Raw genomic sequence first — 19585 nt, 5'->3', positions numbered from 1 at the left:
CATTACTTGAAGTTTGCCGTAACCGACAGTCCTTCCGCAATCGTCGCACGGCACTTTTCCGGGGCGCCCTCCACGGGAGTGCATCCCGACCAGCCGGTAAACACGGACCCGCCCGAAGTGACCGCAGTGAGTTCCATTTCGACACCGCTGAAGAACTTGCCCGAGTACTTGGTCGAAGTCGCTGTGCTTCCGGGGAGTTTCATCCCGTCCATCAGCACCATACCATTCCCGTTCGAGGAAATCGACACGTTGACGGAACCGCCAATTTCGGAGAATTCGGACTTATACTGACCCACAATTTCTTCGTCACGAGACTTCGCCCAGTCGGTAATGCGCTCATAATGAACCGTAAAGCCATCGTCATAATAGCGATTCTTCTGGCCATTCGTCGACAGATCCCTTTCTGCTTCCGAAGCGTCGATCGAGCCCGCCATCTTTGCACGGACCTTTTCGACCACATTGGCATTCAGGTAATTCTCAAACATTACCGCAGAGTGGTTGATGAACAGGCGCCTGAAGTCGGGGTTCTTGATGAGGCGCGTGTAGAGCACATGGAAGCAATGGGCCTTCTCGCCCGTAAATTCCTTGTCGCTACCCGTATAGCACTTTCCGTTGCTACGACCACCCTGCTTGACCCAGTTGAACATGTTCGTGCTCTGCCCAAAGCCCTGTACGCCCCACTTCCAGTCAAAGCCATGGTCCAGGTCGTAAATCATGAACTTCCAGGGATTGTCCGGATTGCGCCAGGCACGCACGTTGTTGTTGGGCCAGTCGCCGTTATGGACATACATCTCGGCAATCATGTAGTCTGCAAAGTTGCCTACATCCATAATTCCCTTTATGTATTCGTAGTCAGCGTTGTTTTCACCACTGAAGTCGTGAGCGGCAACGTATTCCAGCATCGCGACGTAGTCATCGATAGTACCGTTACTCGCTTCGATTTCTTCGCCCAGGTGCTTGATGAAATTGACACTGGAGGCATCGATGCCGTAGTTCGTTTCCACATAGTTCTTGTTGAAACGTTCGCGCATGTCGTGGATACCGCGGTATTGGCCATTGTAGAACACCACCACCTGACGGCTGCGCTGGAAGTCGACGCTGCTTCCGTCAAGAATGGCACCGCCCAGGGCATCGGCAAAGTAGTCGCTCACGAAGCGGTTTCCGTTATTGCGCAGGTTGAATCCCTTGTACTTGTCGCTTCCGCCCTTGTTTACCTTGAGAGCGTCAAACAGCGGATAATGCAGCCAGGTTCCACCGAACTCCTCGCGCATCACGATAGCGACGGACTTCTTGCGTTCCATGCGGCTCCAGCCACCCATCAGGGAAATACCGCCGTTGACTTCCCAGGTCTTTTCCTTGGTGTTGCTGCCCTTGTCGTAGAATTCCACGTGGACAGGATATTCACCGGTGCTATCCGGGTATGCCTTGTTAGGAGCATACATCAGGTCTCCGTCCATATTGGGTTCGCCGCCATCCGTCTTCCTATAATACAGTTCAAAGAATCTCGGATTCACGCTCACCGACACCACGGGCATATTTATCGATTCGCCGATAAAGTAGGTATTCGTCACCGATTCGGTAGTCAGGTAGCCTTCCTTGTAGGCAGCGCAGCGGAGCACCGTCGTCTGACTAATCGTGATGGGATCTCTAAATTCCTCGGAATTCTTCGTAGGCTCAGAACCGTCACGGGTGCAACGCACCTTGATGTCGCCCGAAGTAGACGGAGGATTCAGCGTGACCGGTTCGTTGTAGAAGCCGCCCTGGGCACCGGAGAAGGTAAACTTGGGAGCCACGCCTTCATAGGCGGTAGAAGCCGTATTCGGCTTTTCGGGAGTCGGCTTATCGAAATACTTCCAGGCACCGCCGTCGACAATGCCCCAGCTCATCCCGACCGTCATCGCCGGATAATGTACCGAGTCACGAATGCCATAGTTCGCGTCAATCAAGTAAATCGAGCCGCCAGCCTTTTCAAGCTTCCAGTTCGTATGGGTGCGCTTATGATAGTTGTTCGCATCGCCTCCGTCAAGCACGGCAGCAACGTTGTTCTTGTCGCAGAAAACAGTGCGGAAGGATTTCGGGGCAATCAGTTCGTCACCGAAGACCCACTTGCGCGGCTTTTCAAGATTTTCGACAAGCGAATAACCCTTCAAGTTCGCAGCCTCGGTGCCGGCATTATAAATTTCGACCCAGCCCGGATCGTCGCCGTTTTCATCGAGCCAGTCAAGGTTGACCGGGGAGACTTCAGTAATCACCAACGCGGAATTCCCTTCCCAATGGGGAATCGTATCCTTGGGAACCGGATCGACAACAATGACATAGATTGTATCACCCGTATCCGGGTCAATCGTCCGAACGCTATCGCCGCCAACAGACGAACTTGAGCCATCCTTGCCGCCTTCTCCGGAAATCTTTCCATCCGAAACGGAACCAGAAGAATTTGGCGGAGGGCCCACAACATCGGAGCCTTCATCACCACCGCATGCGTAGAATCCACAGGCAAGCACGCCGACAAGCAACGTATTCCAAATCTGTTTTTTTAAGCGCATAAAACTAGCCTATAAAAATGTTGACGCCTTAAGGACGACAAGCGCCCCTAAAACACCCGTTCAAAATATCCCACCTTAAATTTAGAAGAATATGAGCCAAAATCAAAATTTTTTCGGTAATATTCTATTTACCCTTGACAACAATCACATTTTCTTCTATCTTTGGGTCTACCAAAATGGTTCTGTAGCTCAGTTGGTAGAGCAGTGGACTGAAAATCCGCGTGTCGTTGGTTCAATTCCAATCGGAACCACGAAAACCCCGACGAAAGTCAGGGTTTTTCTTTTTTTGCTAAAAAAAATTTTAAGTGCAAAAAAAGGCGGTTTTTACAAGAAAACCGCCAAAACATCCTTAACGGAGCCCGCCTAGACGGCGACAGCCTCCATTTCGGCGCGAATTTTACGGAAACAGCCGAAGATATCGTCCCAATTCTTCACGAGCACGTCCACCAGCTCCGGTTGGAACTGCATTCCGCTCTGCTTGATGAATTCTTCCTTGACCTTCTCCTCGGGCCAAGCTGACTTGTAGCAGCGCGGACTCGAAAGGGCATCCAGCACGTCAGCAACGGCGCATATACGGCCCGCCAGGGGGATTTCTTCGCCCTTGAGGCCCCTCGGATAGCCCTTGCCATCCCAACGCTCATGGTGCGCCCCCGCAAGCGAAGCGGCGAACACCAGCAGTTCGCGCTTGGATTTAAGGAGGATCTGCTCGCCAATCTGGGCATGGGATTTCATTACGGCATATTCTTCGTCGGTAAACCGCCCCGGCTTGTTGAGAATCGCATCGGGAATGCCCACCTTGCCCAGGTCGTGCATCGGGGCTGCAAGGCGTATGCGCTGGGCTTCCTGTTCGGGAAGACCGTAGTAGACCGCCAGCTTGTAAGAGATCTCGGCCACGCGCTGGATATGGTCCCCAGTTTCGCGGCTCCTGGATTCGGATACGTCGCCCAAGATATGAATCAGTTCCTTCTGGGTCGCTTCCAGTTCAACCTTCGCGGCCTCGAGCTCTGCAGTAAGGGTAGCCGATTCAATCGTCTTTGCGGAATAGACAGCCGTAAGCGCAAGGCGTTCCAAGTCCTGCTTCGAGAAAACAGGAGTCTCGCCCTGCTTGTTGATGGCCTGGTAGACACCCATCACCTTGCCAGCCCCGTTCATCAGGGGCACAGTCATCACCGACGTGGTGTGGTAGTGCGTCTTTTCGTCGCTACGGTGATCGAAGCGTTCGTCCTTGTAGGCGTCCTCGACCAAAAGAGCCTCGCCCGTTTTCACGGAATGGCCCACGAAACCAGCAGTAATGGGAATACGGAGCTCATTCACGCCATGGGCGACTTTCGTCCAGAGCTCGTTCTTGTCTTCATCGATAAGCCAGAGAGAACAGCGATCGGCCCGGACAAGCGAACGTCCGAGATCCGCCATGAGAACCAGAAGGTTCTGCAGGCTACGCTCGGCAGCAATTTTCGGCATGTAGGAGAACAGTAAATCGAGAATCCTATCCGAATCCTGTTTGCTCTCTGCCGTTCCGACAATATTCATCAAATCTTGCGCATTCGATTCCATAGCCCAAAGATAGTTATTATTCACAAATTCATCAAAAACAATTGACGAAACTGCTTTTCTTTTTTATTCTTTGCGCTGAATTCGGAGGAATAGGCTAATTGGTAAGTCAGCGGTCTTGAAAACCGCCGCCGTAAGGCTTGGGGGTTCGAGTCCCTCTTCCTCCGCTAAAACGCCCCGTCATCCGGGGCTTTTTTCTTTGCCAAACCCAATCCAGCGGGCATCCCATTCCATCTCGCAATCCGCCGCGTAGTCCATCACCGCCGAAGCCGGTTCGTCGTAAAGTAACGTACAAACTTTCAAAACCAGCGGGAAATCCTTTCCGAAGGCGGCAATGCACGACATCGTTGTCGCCCCCGTCGTATAGACGTCGTCAACGACAAACACAGTCCCCGTCCGCGGCAGCCGCGAAGGAAGCCTCGGAATAAAAGCTCCGGCGACATTCCACTCCCGCTCCTCTCGCGAAAGCTTCGTCTGCGACACTCGGAAATTCGACCTTGCAAGCCAGCGGCACACCCGACCGCCAAAGCGCGAGGCAAGCGCCGCGGCAATCCGTTCCGCCTGGTTGTAGCCGCGTTCCCTGAACCTCGACGGGTGAAGCGGGACCGGGACAAAATAGAACGGCCTAGCAAGTTCTTTCATGCTGTCGGCGACCTCCCCCCGACCAACAGCCGAAGACCGACCGACCAGGTATCTCGCCATCCCCGGTAAATTCCTGTACTTGAGCGCATGAATCAGCCGTCGCGTCAGCGGACGCATCGGGAACAGGCAGGCGACATCCGGCCCCGGAAACGAAGGCTCCTTCGCCTCGCGCCCAAGTTCCTCACGGCAAGCAGGGCAAAGCCAAGGGTCCAGCCGTTCCGAAGCGCACCCGCATCCCAGGCATTCCATTCCAAAGACAAAATTCGAAATATTTCTCGCAATATTCATCAAAGACCGTCCTTCTATTACTAAAAACGGTCAAAACGGCAAAACGTTACCTTTTGCCTCATTTTTTTTTGCAACTCGCCTTAAACCCGCCCCGAATTCCGGGCGTTACTGACGACCGCCCTGGTAGCGCATGCAAAGGATGCCGCCGACCAGCACCATGCAGGTCACGGCGAAGGAGCCGCCATACGAAAGGAACGGGAGCGGAAGCCCTGTCACAGGCATGAGCCCGACCGTCATCGCGATATTCACGATGATGTGGAACAGGAATATCGTACAGGCGCCCATGGTAGCGAGCGTAATGAACGGATCGGAGTACAGCTTGCACGCCGAGGAGGCGCGCCACAAGAAAAGCACATACAGCGTAAGTACGGCAAGGCAGCCCATGAAGCCGAACTGCTCGCCGAGCACGCTAAAAATAAAGTCCGTATGCCCCTCCGGCAAAAAGGCAAGGTTCGTCTGCGTGCCGTTACCGAATCCCTTCCCGGTAAGGCCGCCGGAACCTATGGCCGTCATGGACTGCAGCACCTGGTAGCCATCGCCCATGGGGTCGCTCATCGGATCCAGGAACGTATTGACGCGTTTCTGCTGGTGTGGCTCAAGCATGCCCCATGCCATCGAACTGGCATATCCCGCCAGAATGTTCGCAAGCAAGAAAAACACCGTAAGCACCTTGGGCAGTTTCCTCCGCACCAGGGCGAAAACGACCGCGCAAATCAGCATGCCCCACAGCACCTGGAAAATAGTCGTCTGCGAATGCGACAGGAGTACGGACAAGACAGGGCTTGCAAGCAAGAACATATCCGTAAACGTCAACCCCGCAAAGAAGAATCCCATGTAGGTGACCGCGATAAAGACAAGCGCCGTGCTCAAATCCGGCTGTTTCAGCACCAGTGCAAAGGGGACGATAAAGAGCAGGAACGGAATCACGAACGTCTTGATTTTGAACAGGCTGACCGGATGCCTGGACAGCCAATAAGAAATCGTGAGAAGATACGAGATCTTGGCAAACTCCGAAGGCTGCAACTTGAAAAGTCCAAGGTCAATCCAGCGGCCGGCCCCCTTTACCACGTCTCCCGCCACAAACAGAACCACCAGAAGAAGCACAAGCGAAATGGCATAAAGCGGAACCGTAATGCGCTTCAGCCAGTCAATCTTGAGGAAAACGATTCCGGCAGCAAGTACACAGCCGCCCACAAAATAAATAATCTGCTTAAACCAAAGCGTTTCGTAAAAAGCAATCTCGTCGCTCGCCGTCGCGGAGTAGACAAGGCAGATGCCGCAAGTCATAAGCGCAAGCGTAATAGCCAAGAACAACCAATCGACCCTCAGCGAGACATCAAGGAAAGACTTAGAACTCATTTTTCCTCCTCGTCAAGTCCAAAGTAGGCCATGAGGACTTTCCTTGCTACAGGCGCCGCTTTCGAGCCGCCGCCACCGGCAGCCTCCAGAATCACGGCGACAGCGATTTGCGGGTCGTAGAGCGGAGCGACAGCCGCATACCACGCATGCGTTTTCTCCCCCTTCTTCCATTCGCCCGAACCGGTCTTTGCGCCCACACGGATGCCCGGAATCGCACCACGCTTTCCCGTTCCACCCGGATGGTTGACCACGGAATCCATGGCAGCCAAAAGTACCCGGTGCGTTTCCGGTTTCATCTTGCCCGAACGGATAATCTCAGGCTCGTAGCGTCGCACGACATTTCCCTGCGAATCCCGAAGTTCCTTCATAAAATGCGGACGGTACACGCCCTTGTTCGTCGCAAGCGAACCGATGAAAGTCGCCTGCTGCAGCGGAGTCACCAGCTGTCCCTGCCCAATCGAGAGGTTCAGGATAAGCCCACGCGCCCAACGCCACCCCACACGTTTGTTCCTTGCGTTGAACGAAGCGGAATCCGGAAGCCAACCGCTCTTTTCTCCGGGAATGTCGATACCGAGCGGCTCCTCGCCATAACCAAAGCGGCGTGCAAACTCGTTAATACGAGCCATGTCGATTTCCAAACCCGCCTGGTAAAAGAAAACGTCGCAAGAAAGCCGGATGGCATTTACCACGTTCAGGTTCCCGTGGACACCCCAGCATTTCTGGTAGCGCACTCCGTACTGGAACCCGCCCGTACAGGACTTTGGATAATACTTGGATTCGGACAGGATTCCGCTTTCAAGGCCCGCACCCGCCGTCACAAGCTTGAATACGGACGCCGGAGGATAGACACCCGAAACAGCCCTGTTCGTAAGCGGACGCAGGGAGTCCAGAGCAACCTGCGCCCAACCCTTATTGCGCTCACGCTTCTTGAGCGAGAAGATGTTCGGGTCAAGCCTCGGGGAACTCACCATGGCAAGGATCTCGCCATTCCGGGGGTCTATAGCGACCAAGGCCCCCCTCACGCTGTCGGGAATCGCCGCCTCCGCGGCCTTCTGCAACTTCAAGTCTATCGTCGATACCAGGTGATACCCCGGAACCGGAGCCATTCCCTCAACCGCCCGCGGCGAGCCAACCTCTCGGCCAAAAGCATTTACTTCCACAAGCTTCACGCCATTCTTGCCGCGGAACTCCGCATCGTATTCCTGTTCCAAGCCCTTCTGGCCAATGCGATCGCCCTGCGAGTATCCTTCGAACGCGGGCAATTTCAACTGCTCTTCGGAAATTTCACTCGTGTAGCCAAGCACATGCGACGCAAGCGTCCCATATGGATAATCGCGCCTCGATTCCGTAAGCGTCACGACTCCCGGAAGCTCGGACGAATGTTCCTCTATCACGGCCACCTGCTCGGGAGACGCATCCTCCAGAATGCGGATGGGCCTGTTCTTTATCCAGCGGGTCCTCTGGAACGCCGTATCCAGCGAAAGGGAATCGAACACGCGGGCGCCATTCTTGTCCTTGATTCCCAGGAGCAGGTTGAAGACAGAGTCACGGCCTTCCTTTTTTCGCGGAAGGTGAAGCGCCTGCAATGCAATCTGGAAAGACGGACGGTTGCGCACCAGGACTTCCCCGTTGCGGTCATAGATATAACCGCGTTCGGCAACAAGCTCCACGCGACGCAAGCGGTTTTTCTCGGAGCGCTTGAAGTTCTCGTCGTAATGGGTATGCTGTAACGAATAGAGCCTGCAAAGCAGCACTATGACCAGGACAACAACCCCCGCCATAAACACAAGGATATTCCAGTTCCTCGTCTGGACGCTGTCGTTGTCCGACAAACTACGCATGTTTCTTTTTCTTCCCGATGGACAAATGGAAGACCACCGCACCAACAGCCATCGTATACGCGCATTCAGGAAGCGTCTTGGAGAAGAACAAGTTCGTAACGACATCCTTCTCGAGACCCGTCAAGAAGAAGTAGAGCATATCGCAAAGCATGAATCCAAAACCGAGGACACCGATCTTCGCAGGTAAATTAAGCGTCAAGAACCTTTCTTCCAACTGCCCCACCAAGAACCCGAGCGCCGTCAGCGAAATCGTATTCGCACCGAGCCATTCCACCGGAGCATATACGTCCTGCGTAAATCCGGCAAGGAATCCCCAAAGCACACCGGCTGCAGGTCCATGCTTGATTGCAATAGAAACGACAAGAATGATTACGAAATCGGGGCCCGCACCAAAAATCTGAAGCCATTCCGCCACCGTTGTCTGCAAGGCGAAGCAGACAAGGAACAGGATGAACACACGCAGCCATTTCCAGTTACTGTTCATCAAGAAGCTCCTGGATAATCCATTCCGGTTCCTTTTCCATCACGAATACTTCTTCAAGCGAAGAAAACTCCTGGAAAGGCGCGACATCCATCTGCCGCATCACGTCGAGGTCGGATTTGCGCACAGCCTTCACCGTACCCACAGGAATCCCCTTGGGGAAAATGCCGCCAAGCCCGGACGTTATCAGGGTATCCCCTTCCTTGACTCCCGCATGCGAAGGGATCATGGCCGTAAGCAGATGCCCGTCTACAGACTCCAGGAACCCGACCACGCGAGACTTGCGTTCGAGCACAGACAACTTAAGGTTCGGGTCGACGAGCAGCTGGACACGGGAATGCGTATAGGCCGCTTTCGTAATTTTTCCGACCAGGCCGTTCATCGAGAACACGGGCATGTTTTCCTTCACCCCATGCGAAGTGCCCCTGTTTATCACGAGCGTCGTGAGGAACCTTCCCGGATTGTGTCCCACTACACGCGCAGTCACAATGGGATAATCCCACTTGTCATCAAACCGGACCAACGTGTGCAGTCGAGCCAATTCCTGCAACCCCTCACTTGCATAGTAGGTTTCCTGCCGCAGGCGCGCATTTTCTTCTTTCAGGTGCTGGTTCTCCGCCGTCACCGACCGAACCGAATTAACAGAAGAAATAATCACCTGCGCCGGATAAAACACCGTCCCCAGCGCCGAAGAGACAATGCTCTCGCGCACGCTCAGCGGAGCCTGCCGCATCAGGAGTCCTACCAACAGGAAAAAGGCAAAAGCGATAACGCCATGCCTCTGGGTAAAAAGTTCGACTATAAAGCGGAAAGCCCTGAGCATCGGACCCGACAATCACCCCGCTAGTTGGAAGATGCAATCAGCACCGGGCGGTACTTGTCCAAATCCTCGAGGATGCGGGCAGCGCCCTTGCAGACGCACACCAGGGCTTCATCGATCACGTTCACGGAGAGTCCCGTTTCCTTGCGGATTCGTTCGTCAAAGCCGCGCAGCTGGGATCCGCCACCCGTCATGATGATGCCCTTGTCGTAGATATCCGCAGAAAGTTCGGCAGGCGTAATGCTCAAAGCCTGCTTCACGGCTTCGATAATGGCCGTAACGGGCTCGTTCAAGGCCTCGCGGATTTCCGTGCTCGAAATCGTCATCGTGCGCGGCATACCGGCGATAAAGTCGTGGCCCTTGACTTCCATCGAAAGTTCCTCTTCAAGCGGGCTTGCAGAACCGATCTGGATCTTGATCTGTTCGGCAGTGCTCTCGCCCACATGGAGGTTGTACATGGTGCGCAGGTAGCGGACAATCGCCTCGTCCATCTCGTCACCGCCCACACGCACGGATGCGTTGCAAACCGTGCCGTTCAGTGCGATAACCGCGATATCGGAAGTTCCACCGCCAATATCCACAATCATGTTTCCCACAGGGTCTTCCACCGGGATGCCCATACCGACAGCTGCAGCCATCGGTTCATGCACCAGGTGAACTTCCTTTGCACCCGCCTGCTTCGCAGCATCGATCACGGCGCGCTTTTCCACTTCGGTGATACCGCTCGGCACACCGACCACCACACGGGGTTTTACCATCCACAGCGGGTACTTCTGCACGCGCTTGATGAATGTCTGGAGCAAGGTTTCCACCAGTTCAAAATCCGCAATCACGCCATCGCGCATGGGGCGCACGGCGCGCGTCTCACCCGGGGTCCTGCCGAGCATCTTTTTCGCTTCGAAACCAATCGCCGACACGCGATTGTTCTTGCTGTCCACGGCAATCACCGTGGGTTCGTTAATGACAATGCCCTGGCCTGCCACGTGAACGAGCGTGTTCGCCGTACCCAGGTCGATACCGATATCACAGGAGAAGAGTCCGAACAAAATATGGTCCTTTGAAAAGGTGAATCCTTACAAGCGAAAATATAAAACTTTTATTTCTGCTTTTCCTTGCGATCCAAGGAATCCTGCCCGAATTTAAGCGCCTTGTAATAGCGGTCCCACTGCCTAGCATGGGCGTCGTAGCGGTACTTGCGCTTCTCGTGCATCTGGATGTCCTGATAAATGAAGAAGTCCACCTCGGCATATGCCGAATAGATAGCGGCCGTGTCACCCTGGAAAAGCCTAAAATCCTTGATGCGATAATAAGGGGTATCCAAGATGCCGCTCCTATCTCCAGAAGCATGGATTGTCTGTGCGACGATGAACTTCAAGTCTTCCTGCACATAGGTGTTTAATTTGTTCTCAATGCGGTCGGTCCGTTCGGAACAGCCGACAAGGAGCAAGGCGACCAAAAGGTATATGACTCTTTTCATGTCCTAAAAATAAAAAGAAACGCCCTCCAAAAGAGGGCGTTCCTCAATAGCTTGTCCGTTCTCGACTAGAAGGAGTAAGTCGCAGAAATTCTGGAGAAGATGCGGCCTTCGCCCTGGAACGGGTTCCTGAAGAGGAGGTCTTCGGCAACCGTCACGTCGATCTTCAGCTTCTCTTCGATGTTGATACCGAAGCCAAAGCCCACGTGGTCGTCGGCAGTGCCATCAGCAAGCGGGTTCGTGCTGAAGAAGTTGCCGTCGTCGTTGCAGACGCCGTTCTTGCCCTTGTTCTTGTCGTGCTGGTCGCAGCTCGTGTAGAGGATAGACTTCTGGCCACCCACGCGAATCACGAACCAATCCCACCAGATGTTACGTTCGATACCGAAGCTGATCATGCCGCCGATGTCACGGCGCTTGTCCCAAGCCGGATCGTCGTTGTTCTGGGAGTTGTAGGTAGATTCACCCGTTGCATAGTTGTAGGTCCAGTCGTGAGCCTTCAGCTGATCCCAGATGAAGTCGGCGCCCAACCAGAAGAAACCACGGTCGAGGGCGACGTTGATACCGACACCGACCTGCGCATGCTTGTTGTCGATGCCCGGGGCCTCGATGAAATTCGCGGAGAGGGCCGGAACGAGTTCGCCGTCAATCGCTTCGAGAGTGAAGAAAGCACGGGACTTGACGAGGAAGCTAAAGTCGCCGTCATCGAAGAAGTTCTTGTGGTCCGGACCGAACTGGATTCGGGCAAGAGCGAAGGAGAACTCGAAATCGATGTTGCCACCGAACTGCATATTCAAGCCTGCGTCGGCCTGCACGATGGAAGCGTAGGCGTTGTCATCGACCTGGTAGAGGCCGCTCGGGGTCTCAGTACCGCCATCCTGATGCGCGATGTAAACGTGCAAGCCCCAGGCGTCTCCGCTAGAAAGCGTACCACCGAGGAAGCCATCGAAGTTCGTCACCGTTTCAGGGACCCTGGAAATCACGCGGGCATTCTCGCCAATCACGTATGTCGGCAAGAAGCGAGCGAGTTCATTATTGATTCGTCCGAAGAGACCGCCGATGGAGAGACGCGGATCCGGATTATTCTCGTCACCGAGGGAGAGCGAGAAGATGCCGCCGAAGTTCGGGAACATCGGGTCCTGGTTCGTACCGGCAGGGACATCCTGCGTGTAAGGACCGAATTCACCGATCAAGTAATTCGGGTAGAGATTGATGTTTGCAGGGTTGTCAAAAATGCTCACATCATCCATGATGTACGTGGTATTTTTGCCCATGGATTCGATACGGGCGAAGGTTGCAAAAGCAGAACCGACCCCGAGAATGCCAAAAGCTGTTCCAACGGCAATTGCAGATCTCAACTTCATTTGAGGACTCCTATTAAAAATTCTAGTATAAAGTTAGATTAAAATAATCAAAAACGCAATAGAAAAATAAAAAAAGACCAAGCTTTTTGGGCTTGGTCCTTTTTTCAGCCAAATACGGATTATTCGGTGAAGGTAAACGGAATCGTCACAGTCGTGTTACCAGACTTGACCTTGCTGAACGTCCACCTACTGACAGCGCTCTTGACCTGAGCATCAAATTCGCCGTAACCGGTGGTGGAAGACACAATGGAAATACTGATAACTTCGCCACCCGGAGCGATCGTGAACTTCAAGGTAACCTTACCCTGGAATCCCGGTTTCTTCTTCAGGAACTTGTTATAGATGTGACGCAGACCCGGAGTACGCTGGCGCACGACCTTCATGATGTCCGCAGCGGAACGGGATCCGCCACCGGCACCCATGTCGATATCACGAGCAGACGGGGTCTTGATATTACCCTTGGCCTTAGTAGCGATACCGCCACCGCCGCCACCGAAGAGGCCTGCAAGGCCGTCGCCGATACCACCGGCGCCACCTTCGGCATAACCTTCGTTGAAGCCGCCATCAGCCTTACCGCGACGACCACCGAGAACGGTCTTACCCGTCGTCTGGAGGCCAGCCACGTCCTTAAGAACCTTGTCGATGTCCTTGGTGAACTTCTGGTTCTTCATGAGGTCGTAAGCAGCAGCACTGGCAGTCTTGGTCTGGGCAGTAAGGAGTTTGAGCACGCCGCGAGTCTGCGGAGCGTTCGGCTGGCCCTTACCACGCGGCTTACCACCGCCACCGGCCTTCTTACGAGGCTTCTTGGGTTCTTCCTTCTTCTTCTCTTCCTTCTTTTCTTCCTTCTTCTCGTCCATGGACATAGAAGCAGTCAGGTCCGGACCTTCCGAAGTGTCGAAGATAACTTCATCGACGACCGCTTCGTACATGGAAGCCCAGAAAGAAAGGGCGAGAGCGACAAGCACGGAACCGCCAGCAATGGCACCCATCTTCTTGTCGGATTCCGGCATCAAAGATGCAACTAACGGATCTACAGGAGTATTTTTCTTAGCCATAGATTATTCCTCCCCTCCGTTCTTTTCCATAACAGCAAAGGAAACGTTCGTATAGCCACTCATCTTCTCGTAACCGGCTTCGCCTTCGGAAGAGGTGCAGGACGGCACACCGGCGATACCGCAGGTAGCCATCACCTTATACATCACGTTGTAAGGGATGTTCTTGTCAATCTGGACAACCACGCTTCCGGCTTCGTCGGCGGGCTGGCCCTGACGCAAGCGCTGATCCACTTCGGCTTTGCGCTTCTGGTAGAGTGTTGAGAGCACAGGCTGAACACAAAGGTCTTCCTGTTCGTTCACGTCCGAAGTTGCCACAACCTTTTCATTATCGACCACGACATTGTTCGCATCGATAACGATGGTCAAGGAAACTTCAGTCGGCTGGAGCTTGGACGTGGAAATCGGAAGAATCAGGTTCTCGGCCTGGGTCAAAAGCTGACCTTCAGCGTCCATGTTCTTGATCATGAACACCAGGATGATGGTCATCATGTCCATCATCGAGGTAATCGAGAACGGGACGTCGTCTGCGTATTTACGAGTTCTTCTAGCCATGATTAACCTCCCAAGAGCGCAAGGTTGATCTTGCTGAAGCCCGCTTCCTTAGAACGGTCCATGAGCTGGATGATCTTGTCGAACTGCGTATCGTAGTTAGCCACGATAATGATGTTGTCGACGTCTTCCAGGTCAATGAACTGTGTATGGATTGCGATCAGATCCTTAGCGATCAGGTCGTAAGCCGAGAGCGGGTAGATGAGATTCTTAGCCGCAACATCAGGTTTCAGCTGACGTGCAGAGTTCGGGGTAAGGGTCGCAAGGGCTGTTCCGGCAGCAGGCTTCTTCAAAGCCGGCGGAGGAGTGAGCCCCATGGGGCCTTCGCCCGGAAGCGAGAGGAAGTCGTTGTTGCCGTTGACATAGGCACTGTCGGCGATCGGTTCTTCGGCCGTTCCGCCGTTCGTGTAGAGAGCCCACATCACGCGGCCCGGATCTTCTTCGGATTCCTTGTGAATAGCCCAAAGTTCGATAGCTTCGATTTCATAGAGATACTTCTCTTTATCCATCTCGCTACCATCCTTGCATTTCGGGCCATGCCCACTTTCTACCGCAGCCTTGACATCTTCAACGGCATGCGTAATCAGCTTGGCATCGGACTTGCAGCGGAACGTCCACATTTCCTTGAAATAGACGTTCGGCTGGAAACCGCCACGGGCACCAATCACGAGATAATCGTTCGTGATGCCGAGCGACAGGTTCAAAGCCTGCTGGTCAGGTTCTTGCTGTTCGTCAGTGTTGGTCATCATACTGCGTTCGGGCAGGTTGACCTGGACGATTGCCAGCTTAGAGAAAGCAGCCATGGACAAAAGCATAGGAATCAGGATGGTGAACAAGCCCATCGCCGGCAACAGGTCCGGTTCTTCAGGCTTTGCTGGTTTCTTGACTTCTTTTGCCATGTTTTAAAACTCCATTTAAAAACTAACTCTTATTAGTGATTAGCAAAGGGAGTTGATAATCTTGAGGCCCTTTTCTTCCATTTCCTGGATAAGGCGTTCAGAGTTCATGTTGAGGAAGCCCACAATGACCAGGAGAGGCACTGCGGAGAGAAGTCCTTCAAGCGTCGTACCCATAGCGATAGCGATACCGTCGGAAAGAGCCTTGGCACGTTCAGAAGCGGGTTTGTTAGCCACAGCGTCAAAGGTGTAGATCAGACCGTAAATCGTACCCATAAGTCCGAGCAACGTGGAGATGGAAGCCATCACGGAAACAAGGCTAATGTAACGAGTCAGACGCGGAGCTTCAGTCAGGAACACTGCATCGCAAGCAGCCTGCATGCCTTCGCGGCCACCGGCACGGTTAGAAACGATCGCAGACATGATACGGGCAACCGGGAGGTTGGTAGCATTGGCGAGGCTCAGAGCCTGGTCAAACTGCTGAGAAGAGATGAGCTTACCGAAATCAGCGAGGAACTTGGCGCGGCCCTTGGAGCTCTTCACCATGATGTAGATGATACGTTCGATGGAGATACCGAGGCCGATGATGAACACAGCCAGGATGATCCACATGAACTGCCAACCATCGGATTCAGGGCTGAAGGATTGAAGCATTTTAGACATTAGAGTACTCCTTTAGAGTGTTGTTTGTTGTTTTTGTTTTTTGAAATCTTTGTTCATATTTATTTTTTTTAGAGCAATTTAGGAGGGTAAAACGGGTAAAATTATATTTACTACCATTTCACCCCCTAAAAAACCCAAATAATAGGGGGGAACCCATGAACGAGGTCCCCCGTAAAATAGATTTTACCGCTATTTTTTCTTACCCTTCTTCTTACCACCCTTCTTCTTGGCGGGAGCAGCGGGAGCTGCTTCCGGTTCCGGTTCGGGTTCAGACATCGAAGGTTCGGGTTCAGAAGCCGGTGCGGAAACGCCCGAAGCAATCTGCTTCTGGAGGTCGGCGAGTTCAGCACGGAGCTTTTCGGCCTCAGCCTTCGCATCCTTGATGATTTCGCGGAAAGTGTTGATCCTTTCTTCCGGAGTCATGACTTCGGACTTCGAAATCTGTTCGATACGAGCCTTAGTCTTGAAGTACGCCGGGTCAGAGAACAGCGTAGACGGGTCGAATTTCTCGATCTTTGTTGCAAGAACCTCGTTAGCCTCGTCCAAACTGCGCAGGGTTTCGAACAACTTTGCAGTCCACTGGTTGTCGATACCGTAGTGGGCGGAAGCCTTGATACCCGTAGCGCACTGCGGAATAGCGAGCTGCTTGGAAGCATCGGACTTGTTGGCCAATTCCTCACGGTAGGCCTCCTGGTCTTCGTGCACGGCTTCCATAGCGTCTTCCTTGGTCATGCCTTCTTCCGCAACGTAGTAAGCAACAATCTGCGCACTATCCGGAAGAGGTGCATTCGCGAAGGCGTCAGCCACTTCGACAAACACGGCACAACCCTGGTAGAACATCTCGATATAGCCTTCTTCGGCCTCGATCACGTCCTTGTTGTAGAAGCCCTGGTCGCGGGCAAGGTCGATATTCTTCTGGAAGATCGGACGGGCCTGTTCGTAGTAGCTCGGCAGCTGCTGCACGATAGTAATACGTTCGGCAAACTTTTCGTCCTCCTTCTTAGCATTCATTTCCTGTTCGCGAATCTTGGCGGCCATGGTCACGAAGAGCATACCCATCTTATTGGTAGAACGGAAGGTCCACTTTTCAGATGCGTAGGCAGCAGACTTGGAGTAGTGGCCCATCGCCTTCTGGAGGATTTCGACCAACTGCTTAACGATCTTCGCCTTATCCTTTTCCTTACCCTTCAGCACGATCGGGTCCATCTTGTGGAACTCGTGTTCGCCCATGTAGAAGGCGGCTTCGGCCGGGACGCCCGGGTCAGCGTTCTTGATCTGGAGACCGAACTTGTCGTAGTTCTTGAGGGTCTGTTCGTAGTCGGCAATAGCCTTGTCTTCTTCCTTGAGTTCCATGTAGGCACGGGCTGCACCGATGTAAGCGGCAATCAGCTTTTCCTTGTCTTCCTGGTACATCTTGATGAAGTTATGGTATTCGGAAGCGGCGAGATCCCACTTCTTAGCATTCGCGTAGGCCATCGGGATGGAGAACGCAGCATCGAGAGCGTAGGTGCTCTTCGGATAATCACGCACGAGATCCTTGGAGCAGCGGATAGCCTCGTCGGTCATCTTCGCTTCGTCGTAGCTCAAGCAGGCACTGTAGAGGAAGCTCGGTGTCTTCTCGTTCTTCGGGTAGCGCTTGTAGGCAAGTTCATAAGTGACAGCGGCATTCTTCTTATCCGGGATGGAATCATACACGGCAGCAGCAAAGCCGATAGCCTGGAAGGCCATGGAATCCTGCGGGAAGTTGTTCGTGATGAAGAGGAACGTCGTTGCGGCAAGCTGCGGCTTGTTATCCTTCTTGTAGGCGGAAGCGGCACGGAGCACACCCTTGATAGTCAAGGGAGAGCCGGCATACTGCTTAGGCAAAATCATGAAGGTTTCTGCAGCCTTGGTGTACTGGTTTGCACTTTCGTATGCGGCAGCGGCTTCGAAGATGGCCTTGTCGGCAATTTCGACCTTCGGGTAGCGCTTCACGAGAGCAAGGTAAGCGTTAGCGCCTTTCTCGTACTGGCCTTCCTTCACGGACTTTTCTGCCATCTGGTAGAGCACGAATGCAATAGCCTTCTCGGTTTCCTTGGCCATCGAGTCGTTCTTGGTGGCCTTCACCTGCGTGTACTGCTTCAACAGCCATTCGAATTCCTTAAGGGCTTCGTCAAGCTGGTTGGATTCCAGGAGGGACTTGGCAAGCATCTGGCTGATGAGCAGGATGTACTGGTGGTTCGGATACTTCGTACGAAGTTCACGGAGAACGTTGACCGCAACAGAGAACTGCTTTGCATTGTAATGGACGAGAGCAGCGTTGTAGGCAAGTTCAGCAGCTTCCTTGTTCTGGCCGAACTTCTGCATGTACTTGTCCACCTGGGCGAAGTACGCCTTCGTTTCGGGGAGACTGTAAGCCTTGACCGTATCGCCCTGAGCCTTGGTCTTCAAGGCCTCTTCGCGAGCCTGGTCCATCATAAGAACGGCGTTGTACGCAGCTTCTTCCTTCTTCAGGAGCGCTGCAGAACCGAGTGCGCGGCGACCATAGCGAGTCGTATCGGTATCGACGATCCAGTTGAACATCTTGGCGGCGTTCGCATGCTGGCCCATTTCCTGGTAGGCGGCAGCGAGGTCGATATGCACGGTGTATTCATCCCACGTCGGCTCGTTCTTGTAACGGGTCAAGAATGCTTCGTAAGCCTTGATAGCTTCTGCATAGCGCTTCTTACCGCCCTCGATATCACCTTCCTTGGTGATTTTCGCGGCCTGCTGGTGATGGTAGTGCGGAATTTCGAGCATAGCACCACGGATGGCCTTGTCGGCGTTCGCGACGGATTCCTTATACTTGGTGTTCTTCTTGCGCCAAGAGGAATTCTTGTCGTAGCGCTTCACCACAACGTAACGGTACTGCTGGGCTTCGTCGAACTTCTGCTGCACGAGCAAGATTTCGATCATGGCAATATCGGCAAGCGGAGCATCGATGTAGTCCGGGTTGATCTGCATCAAGCGCTTGAAGGACTGGACCGCTTCTTCGTTACGGTCATGATCCTTGTTCTTCATACCGATGCGGTAGTACACGGAATCCTTGAACGGAACCTTCTTGTCCTTGAGGAAGGATTCGGCCTCGGCGACACCACCACCTTCCAAGTCAGAGAAGGAGGCCGCCATGAAGTCCATAGCTTCGGCGCGGAGGTCGTTAGGATATTTACCCTTGTCGGCACCGATGATGTATTCGTAGTACTTGTAAGCAGCAGTTTCGTATTCGGCAATATTGTAGTAGGATTCAGCCAAGTGGTACATGGCGAGGGCCGCTTCCTTACCGGTGAGGTTCTCGAAGCCAGTCACCTTCTTGTAGGCGGCGATAGCGTCCTTGAACTTGCGGTTCATGAAGTGGTATTCAGCGATACGGAGCCAAGCCTTCGGCACGAGACCGTCGTTCGGGAAGTTCTTGACGAGGCGTTCACGAAGCTTGAAAGCCTTCGCGTCTTCGCCACTCGCTTCCTGCACGGCAGCTGCCTGGTAGAGCACCACCGGAATCTTCGGGGCCTTCGGGTACTTGTCGATGTACTCGAGGAAGTATCCCAGAGCCTTCTGGTGATCGGCCTTCGGATACTGGCTGATGTTGGCGCACTTGGCCGGCTTGTTATCGCGGTCGGCACACCAGGCAACATCTTCTTCGTACTGGGCCTGGATGTCCAAGAACTGCTTTTCTTCGAGCATGAACTGGTAGTGACCCAGTTGCTGGAGGGCGCCTGCACAGCGGTCAGAAAGCTTGCCCTTACAGGTTTCGCCCTTGGCAAGCTTTTCCCACTGGGCAATAGCCTTTTTCATACCCTCTTCGTCGAGACCACCAGAACGGCAAGCCTGTTCAGCCTGGTTCTTGATGACCTTATAGGAATTGGCGCACTGTTCATAACCAGATTTGCCCTTTCCGATGGACTTGCACTTGGCAAGCATTTTTTTCGCTTCGCTAGTCTTTTCCTTGCAAGGATCCGATGCGGCAAAGGAAGTTCCAATAAAGGAGCACACAACTGCCGCGACAAGAATGATTTTTTTCATCGTTCTCTATCCACCTATATA

15 protein-coding genes and 2 tRNA genes are annotated in these 19585 nt (G+C 53.5%); 2 read left to right on the top strand and 15 right to left on the bottom strand.

Translation table 11 applies throughout. From position 1 onward, the window contains the following. Positions 1-2 precede the first annotated feature (2 nt). Positions 3-2546: a CotH kinase family protein gene (locus B2310_RS02660; RefSeq protein WP_290728456.1), complete on the bottom strand. Its 2544-nt coding sequence runs from the start codon at positions 2544-2546 to the stop codon at positions 3-5. Positions 2547-2724: 178 nt separating this feature from the next. Here B2310_RS02660 and B2310_RS02655 point away from each other — a divergent pair. Continuing rightward, positions 2725-2797, top strand: a tRNA-Phe gene (locus tag B2310_RS02655). Positions 2798-2909: 112 nt separating this feature from the next. Here the strand turns inward: B2310_RS02655 and B2310_RS02650 are convergent. Continuing rightward, positions 2910-4100, bottom strand: coding sequence for an HD domain-containing phosphohydrolase (locus tag B2310_RS02650; protein WP_290726262.1), 1191 nt, complete (start codon positions 4098-4100; stop codon positions 2910-2912). Positions 4101-4183: 83 nt separating this feature from the next. On the opposite strand from B2310_RS02650, the gene B2310_RS02645 reads away from it, so the two are divergent. After that, positions 4184-4264, top strand: a tRNA-Ser gene (locus tag B2310_RS02645). 13 nt (positions 4265-4277) lie between these two features. Here B2310_RS02645 and B2310_RS02640 read toward each other — a convergent pair. From B2310_RS02640 to B2310_RS02580, 13 genes are all read right to left on the bottom strand, one after another. Then, positions 4278-5027, bottom strand: coding sequence for a ComF family protein (locus B2310_RS02640; protein WP_173381869.1), 750 nt, complete (start codon positions 5025-5027; stop codon positions 4278-4280). 105 nt (positions 5028-5132) lie between these two features. Continuing rightward, the gene (rodA, locus tag B2310_RS02635) at positions 5133-6386 is read right to left on the bottom strand and encodes a rod shape-determining protein RodA (RefSeq protein ID WP_173381870.1); all 1254 of its coding nucleotides are present in this window, start codon (positions 6384-6386) and stop codon (positions 5133-5135) included. Continuing rightward, positions 6383-8227 carry a penicillin-binding protein 2 gene (gene mrdA, locus B2310_RS02630; protein WP_290726258.1) on the bottom strand — a complete coding sequence of 615 codons (1845 nt, stop codon included), beginning with the start codon at positions 8225-8227 and terminating at the stop codon, positions 6383-6385. Before mrdA ends, rodA begins: the two co-directional genes overlap by 4 nt. After that, positions 8220-8711 carry a rod shape-determining protein MreD gene (gene mreD, locus B2310_RS02625; protein ID WP_173365564.1) on the bottom strand — a complete coding sequence of 164 codons (492 nt, stop codon included), beginning with the start codon at positions 8709-8711 and terminating at the stop codon, positions 8220-8222. Before mreD ends, mrdA begins: the two co-directional genes overlap by 8 nt. Further along, positions 8701-9441: a rod shape-determining protein MreC gene (gene mreC, locus B2310_RS02620; protein WP_290726255.1), complete on the bottom strand. Its 741-nt coding sequence runs from the start codon at positions 9439-9441 to the stop codon at positions 8701-8703. Before mreC ends, mreD begins: the two co-directional genes overlap by 11 nt. 110 nt (positions 9442-9551) lie before the next feature. Next, on the bottom strand, positions 9552-10574 hold the full coding sequence (locus B2310_RS02615; RefSeq protein ID WP_173365562.1) for a rod shape-determining protein: 1023 nt from the start codon (positions 10572-10574) through the stop codon (positions 9552-9554). 50 nt (positions 10575-10624) lie between these two features. Next, positions 10625-11005, bottom strand: a complete 381-nt coding sequence (locus tag B2310_RS02610; RefSeq protein ID WP_290728454.1) for a hypothetical protein — start codon at positions 11003-11005, stop codon at positions 10625-10627. Between the two features lie 65 nt (positions 11006-11070). Then, a complete protein-coding gene (locus B2310_RS02605; RefSeq protein ID WP_173365560.1) occupies positions 11071-12363 on the bottom strand; it encodes a hypothetical protein in 1293 nt (430 codons plus the stop codon). A gap of 119 nt (positions 12364-12482) precedes the next feature. Beyond that, positions 12483-13418, bottom strand: coding sequence for an AgmX/PglI C-terminal domain-containing protein (locus B2310_RS02600; protein ID WP_290726249.1), 936 nt, complete (start codon positions 13416-13418; stop codon positions 12483-12485). A 3-nt stretch (positions 13419-13421) separates the two neighbouring features. Further along, a complete protein-coding gene (locus B2310_RS02595) occupies positions 13422-13970 on the bottom strand; it encodes an ExbD/TolR family protein (RefSeq protein WP_290726247.1) in 549 nt (182 codons plus the stop codon). A gap of 2 nt (positions 13971-13972) precedes the next feature. Beyond that, positions 13973-14866: a biopolymer transporter ExbD gene (locus tag B2310_RS02590; RefSeq protein ID WP_173381876.1), complete on the bottom strand. Its 894-nt coding sequence runs from the start codon at positions 14864-14866 to the stop codon at positions 13973-13975. Between the two features lie 39 nt (positions 14867-14905). Next, on the bottom strand, positions 14906-15526 hold the full coding sequence (locus tag B2310_RS02585) for a MotA/TolQ/ExbB proton channel family protein (protein WP_173365556.1): 621 nt from the start codon (positions 15524-15526) through the stop codon (positions 14906-14908). A 189-nt stretch (positions 15527-15715) separates the two neighbouring features. Beyond that, on the bottom strand, positions 15716-19564 hold the full coding sequence (locus B2310_RS02580; protein WP_290726243.1) for a tetratricopeptide repeat protein: 3849 nt from the start codon (positions 19562-19564) through the stop codon (positions 15716-15718). Positions 19565-19585 lie beyond the last annotated feature (21 nt).

It is taken from the genome of Fibrobacter sp. UBA3629, assembly GCF_002374005.1.
Taxonomy (GTDB): domain Bacteria; phylum Fibrobacterota; class Fibrobacteria; order Fibrobacterales; family Fibrobacteraceae; genus Fibrobacter.
The sequence above is the reverse complement of the archived record's forward strand: the minus strand, read 5'-3'. Positions and strand labels throughout refer to the sequence as shown.

Bases quoted from the DNA above. Each gene is read 5' to 3' on its own strand.
- B2310_RS02660 (WP_290728456.1), bottom strand. From the start codon at position 2,546: ATGCGCTTAAAAAAACAGATTTGGAATACGTTGCTTGTCGGCGTGCTT.
- mreC (WP_290726255.1), bottom strand. From the start codon at position 9,441: ATGCGGCAGGCTCCGCTGAGCGTGCGCGAGAGCATTGTCTCTTCGGCG.
- rodA (WP_173381870.1), bottom strand. From the start codon at position 6,386: ATGAGTTCTAAGTCTTTCCTTGATGTCTCGCTGAGGGTCGATTGGTTG.
- B2310_RS02650 (WP_290726262.1), bottom strand. From the start codon at position 4,100: ATGGAATCGAATGCGCAAGATTTGATGAATATTGTCGGAACGGCAGAG.
- mreD (WP_173365564.1), bottom strand. From the start codon at position 8,711: ATGAACAGTAACTGGAAATGGCTGCGTGTGTTCATCCTGTTCCTTGTC.
- B2310_RS02585 (WP_173365556.1), bottom strand. From the start codon at position 15,526: ATGTCTAAAATGCTTCAATCCTTCAGCCCTGAATCCGATGGTTGGCAG.
- B2310_RS02595 (WP_290726247.1), bottom strand. From the start codon at position 13,970: ATGGCTAGAAGAACTCGTAAATACGCAGACGACGTCCCGTTCTCGATT.
- B2310_RS02580 (WP_290726243.1), bottom strand. From the start codon at position 19,564: ATGAAAAAAATCATTCTTGTCGCGGCAGTTGTGTGCTCCTTTATTGGA.
- B2310_RS02590 (WP_173381876.1), bottom strand. From the start codon at position 14,866: ATGGCAAAAGAAGTCAAGAAACCAGCAAAGCCTGAAGAACCGGACCTG.
- B2310_RS02605 (WP_173365560.1), bottom strand. From the start codon at position 12,363: ATGAAGTTGAGATCTGCAATTGCCGTTGGAACAGCTTTTGGCATTCTC.
- B2310_RS02600 (WP_290726249.1), bottom strand. From the start codon at position 13,418: ATGGCTAAGAAAAATACTCCTGTAGATCCGTTAGTTGCATCTTTGATG.
- B2310_RS02640 (WP_173381869.1), bottom strand. From the start codon at position 5,027: ATGAATATTGCGAGAAATATTTCGAATTTTGTCTTTGGAATGGAATGC.
- B2310_RS02610 (WP_290728454.1), bottom strand. From the start codon at position 11,005: ATGAAAAGAGTCATATACCTTTTGGTCGCCTTGCTCCTTGTCGGCTGT.
- mrdA (WP_290726258.1), bottom strand. From the start codon at position 8,227: ATGCGTAGTTTGTCGGACAACGACAGCGTCCAGACGAGGAACTGGAAT.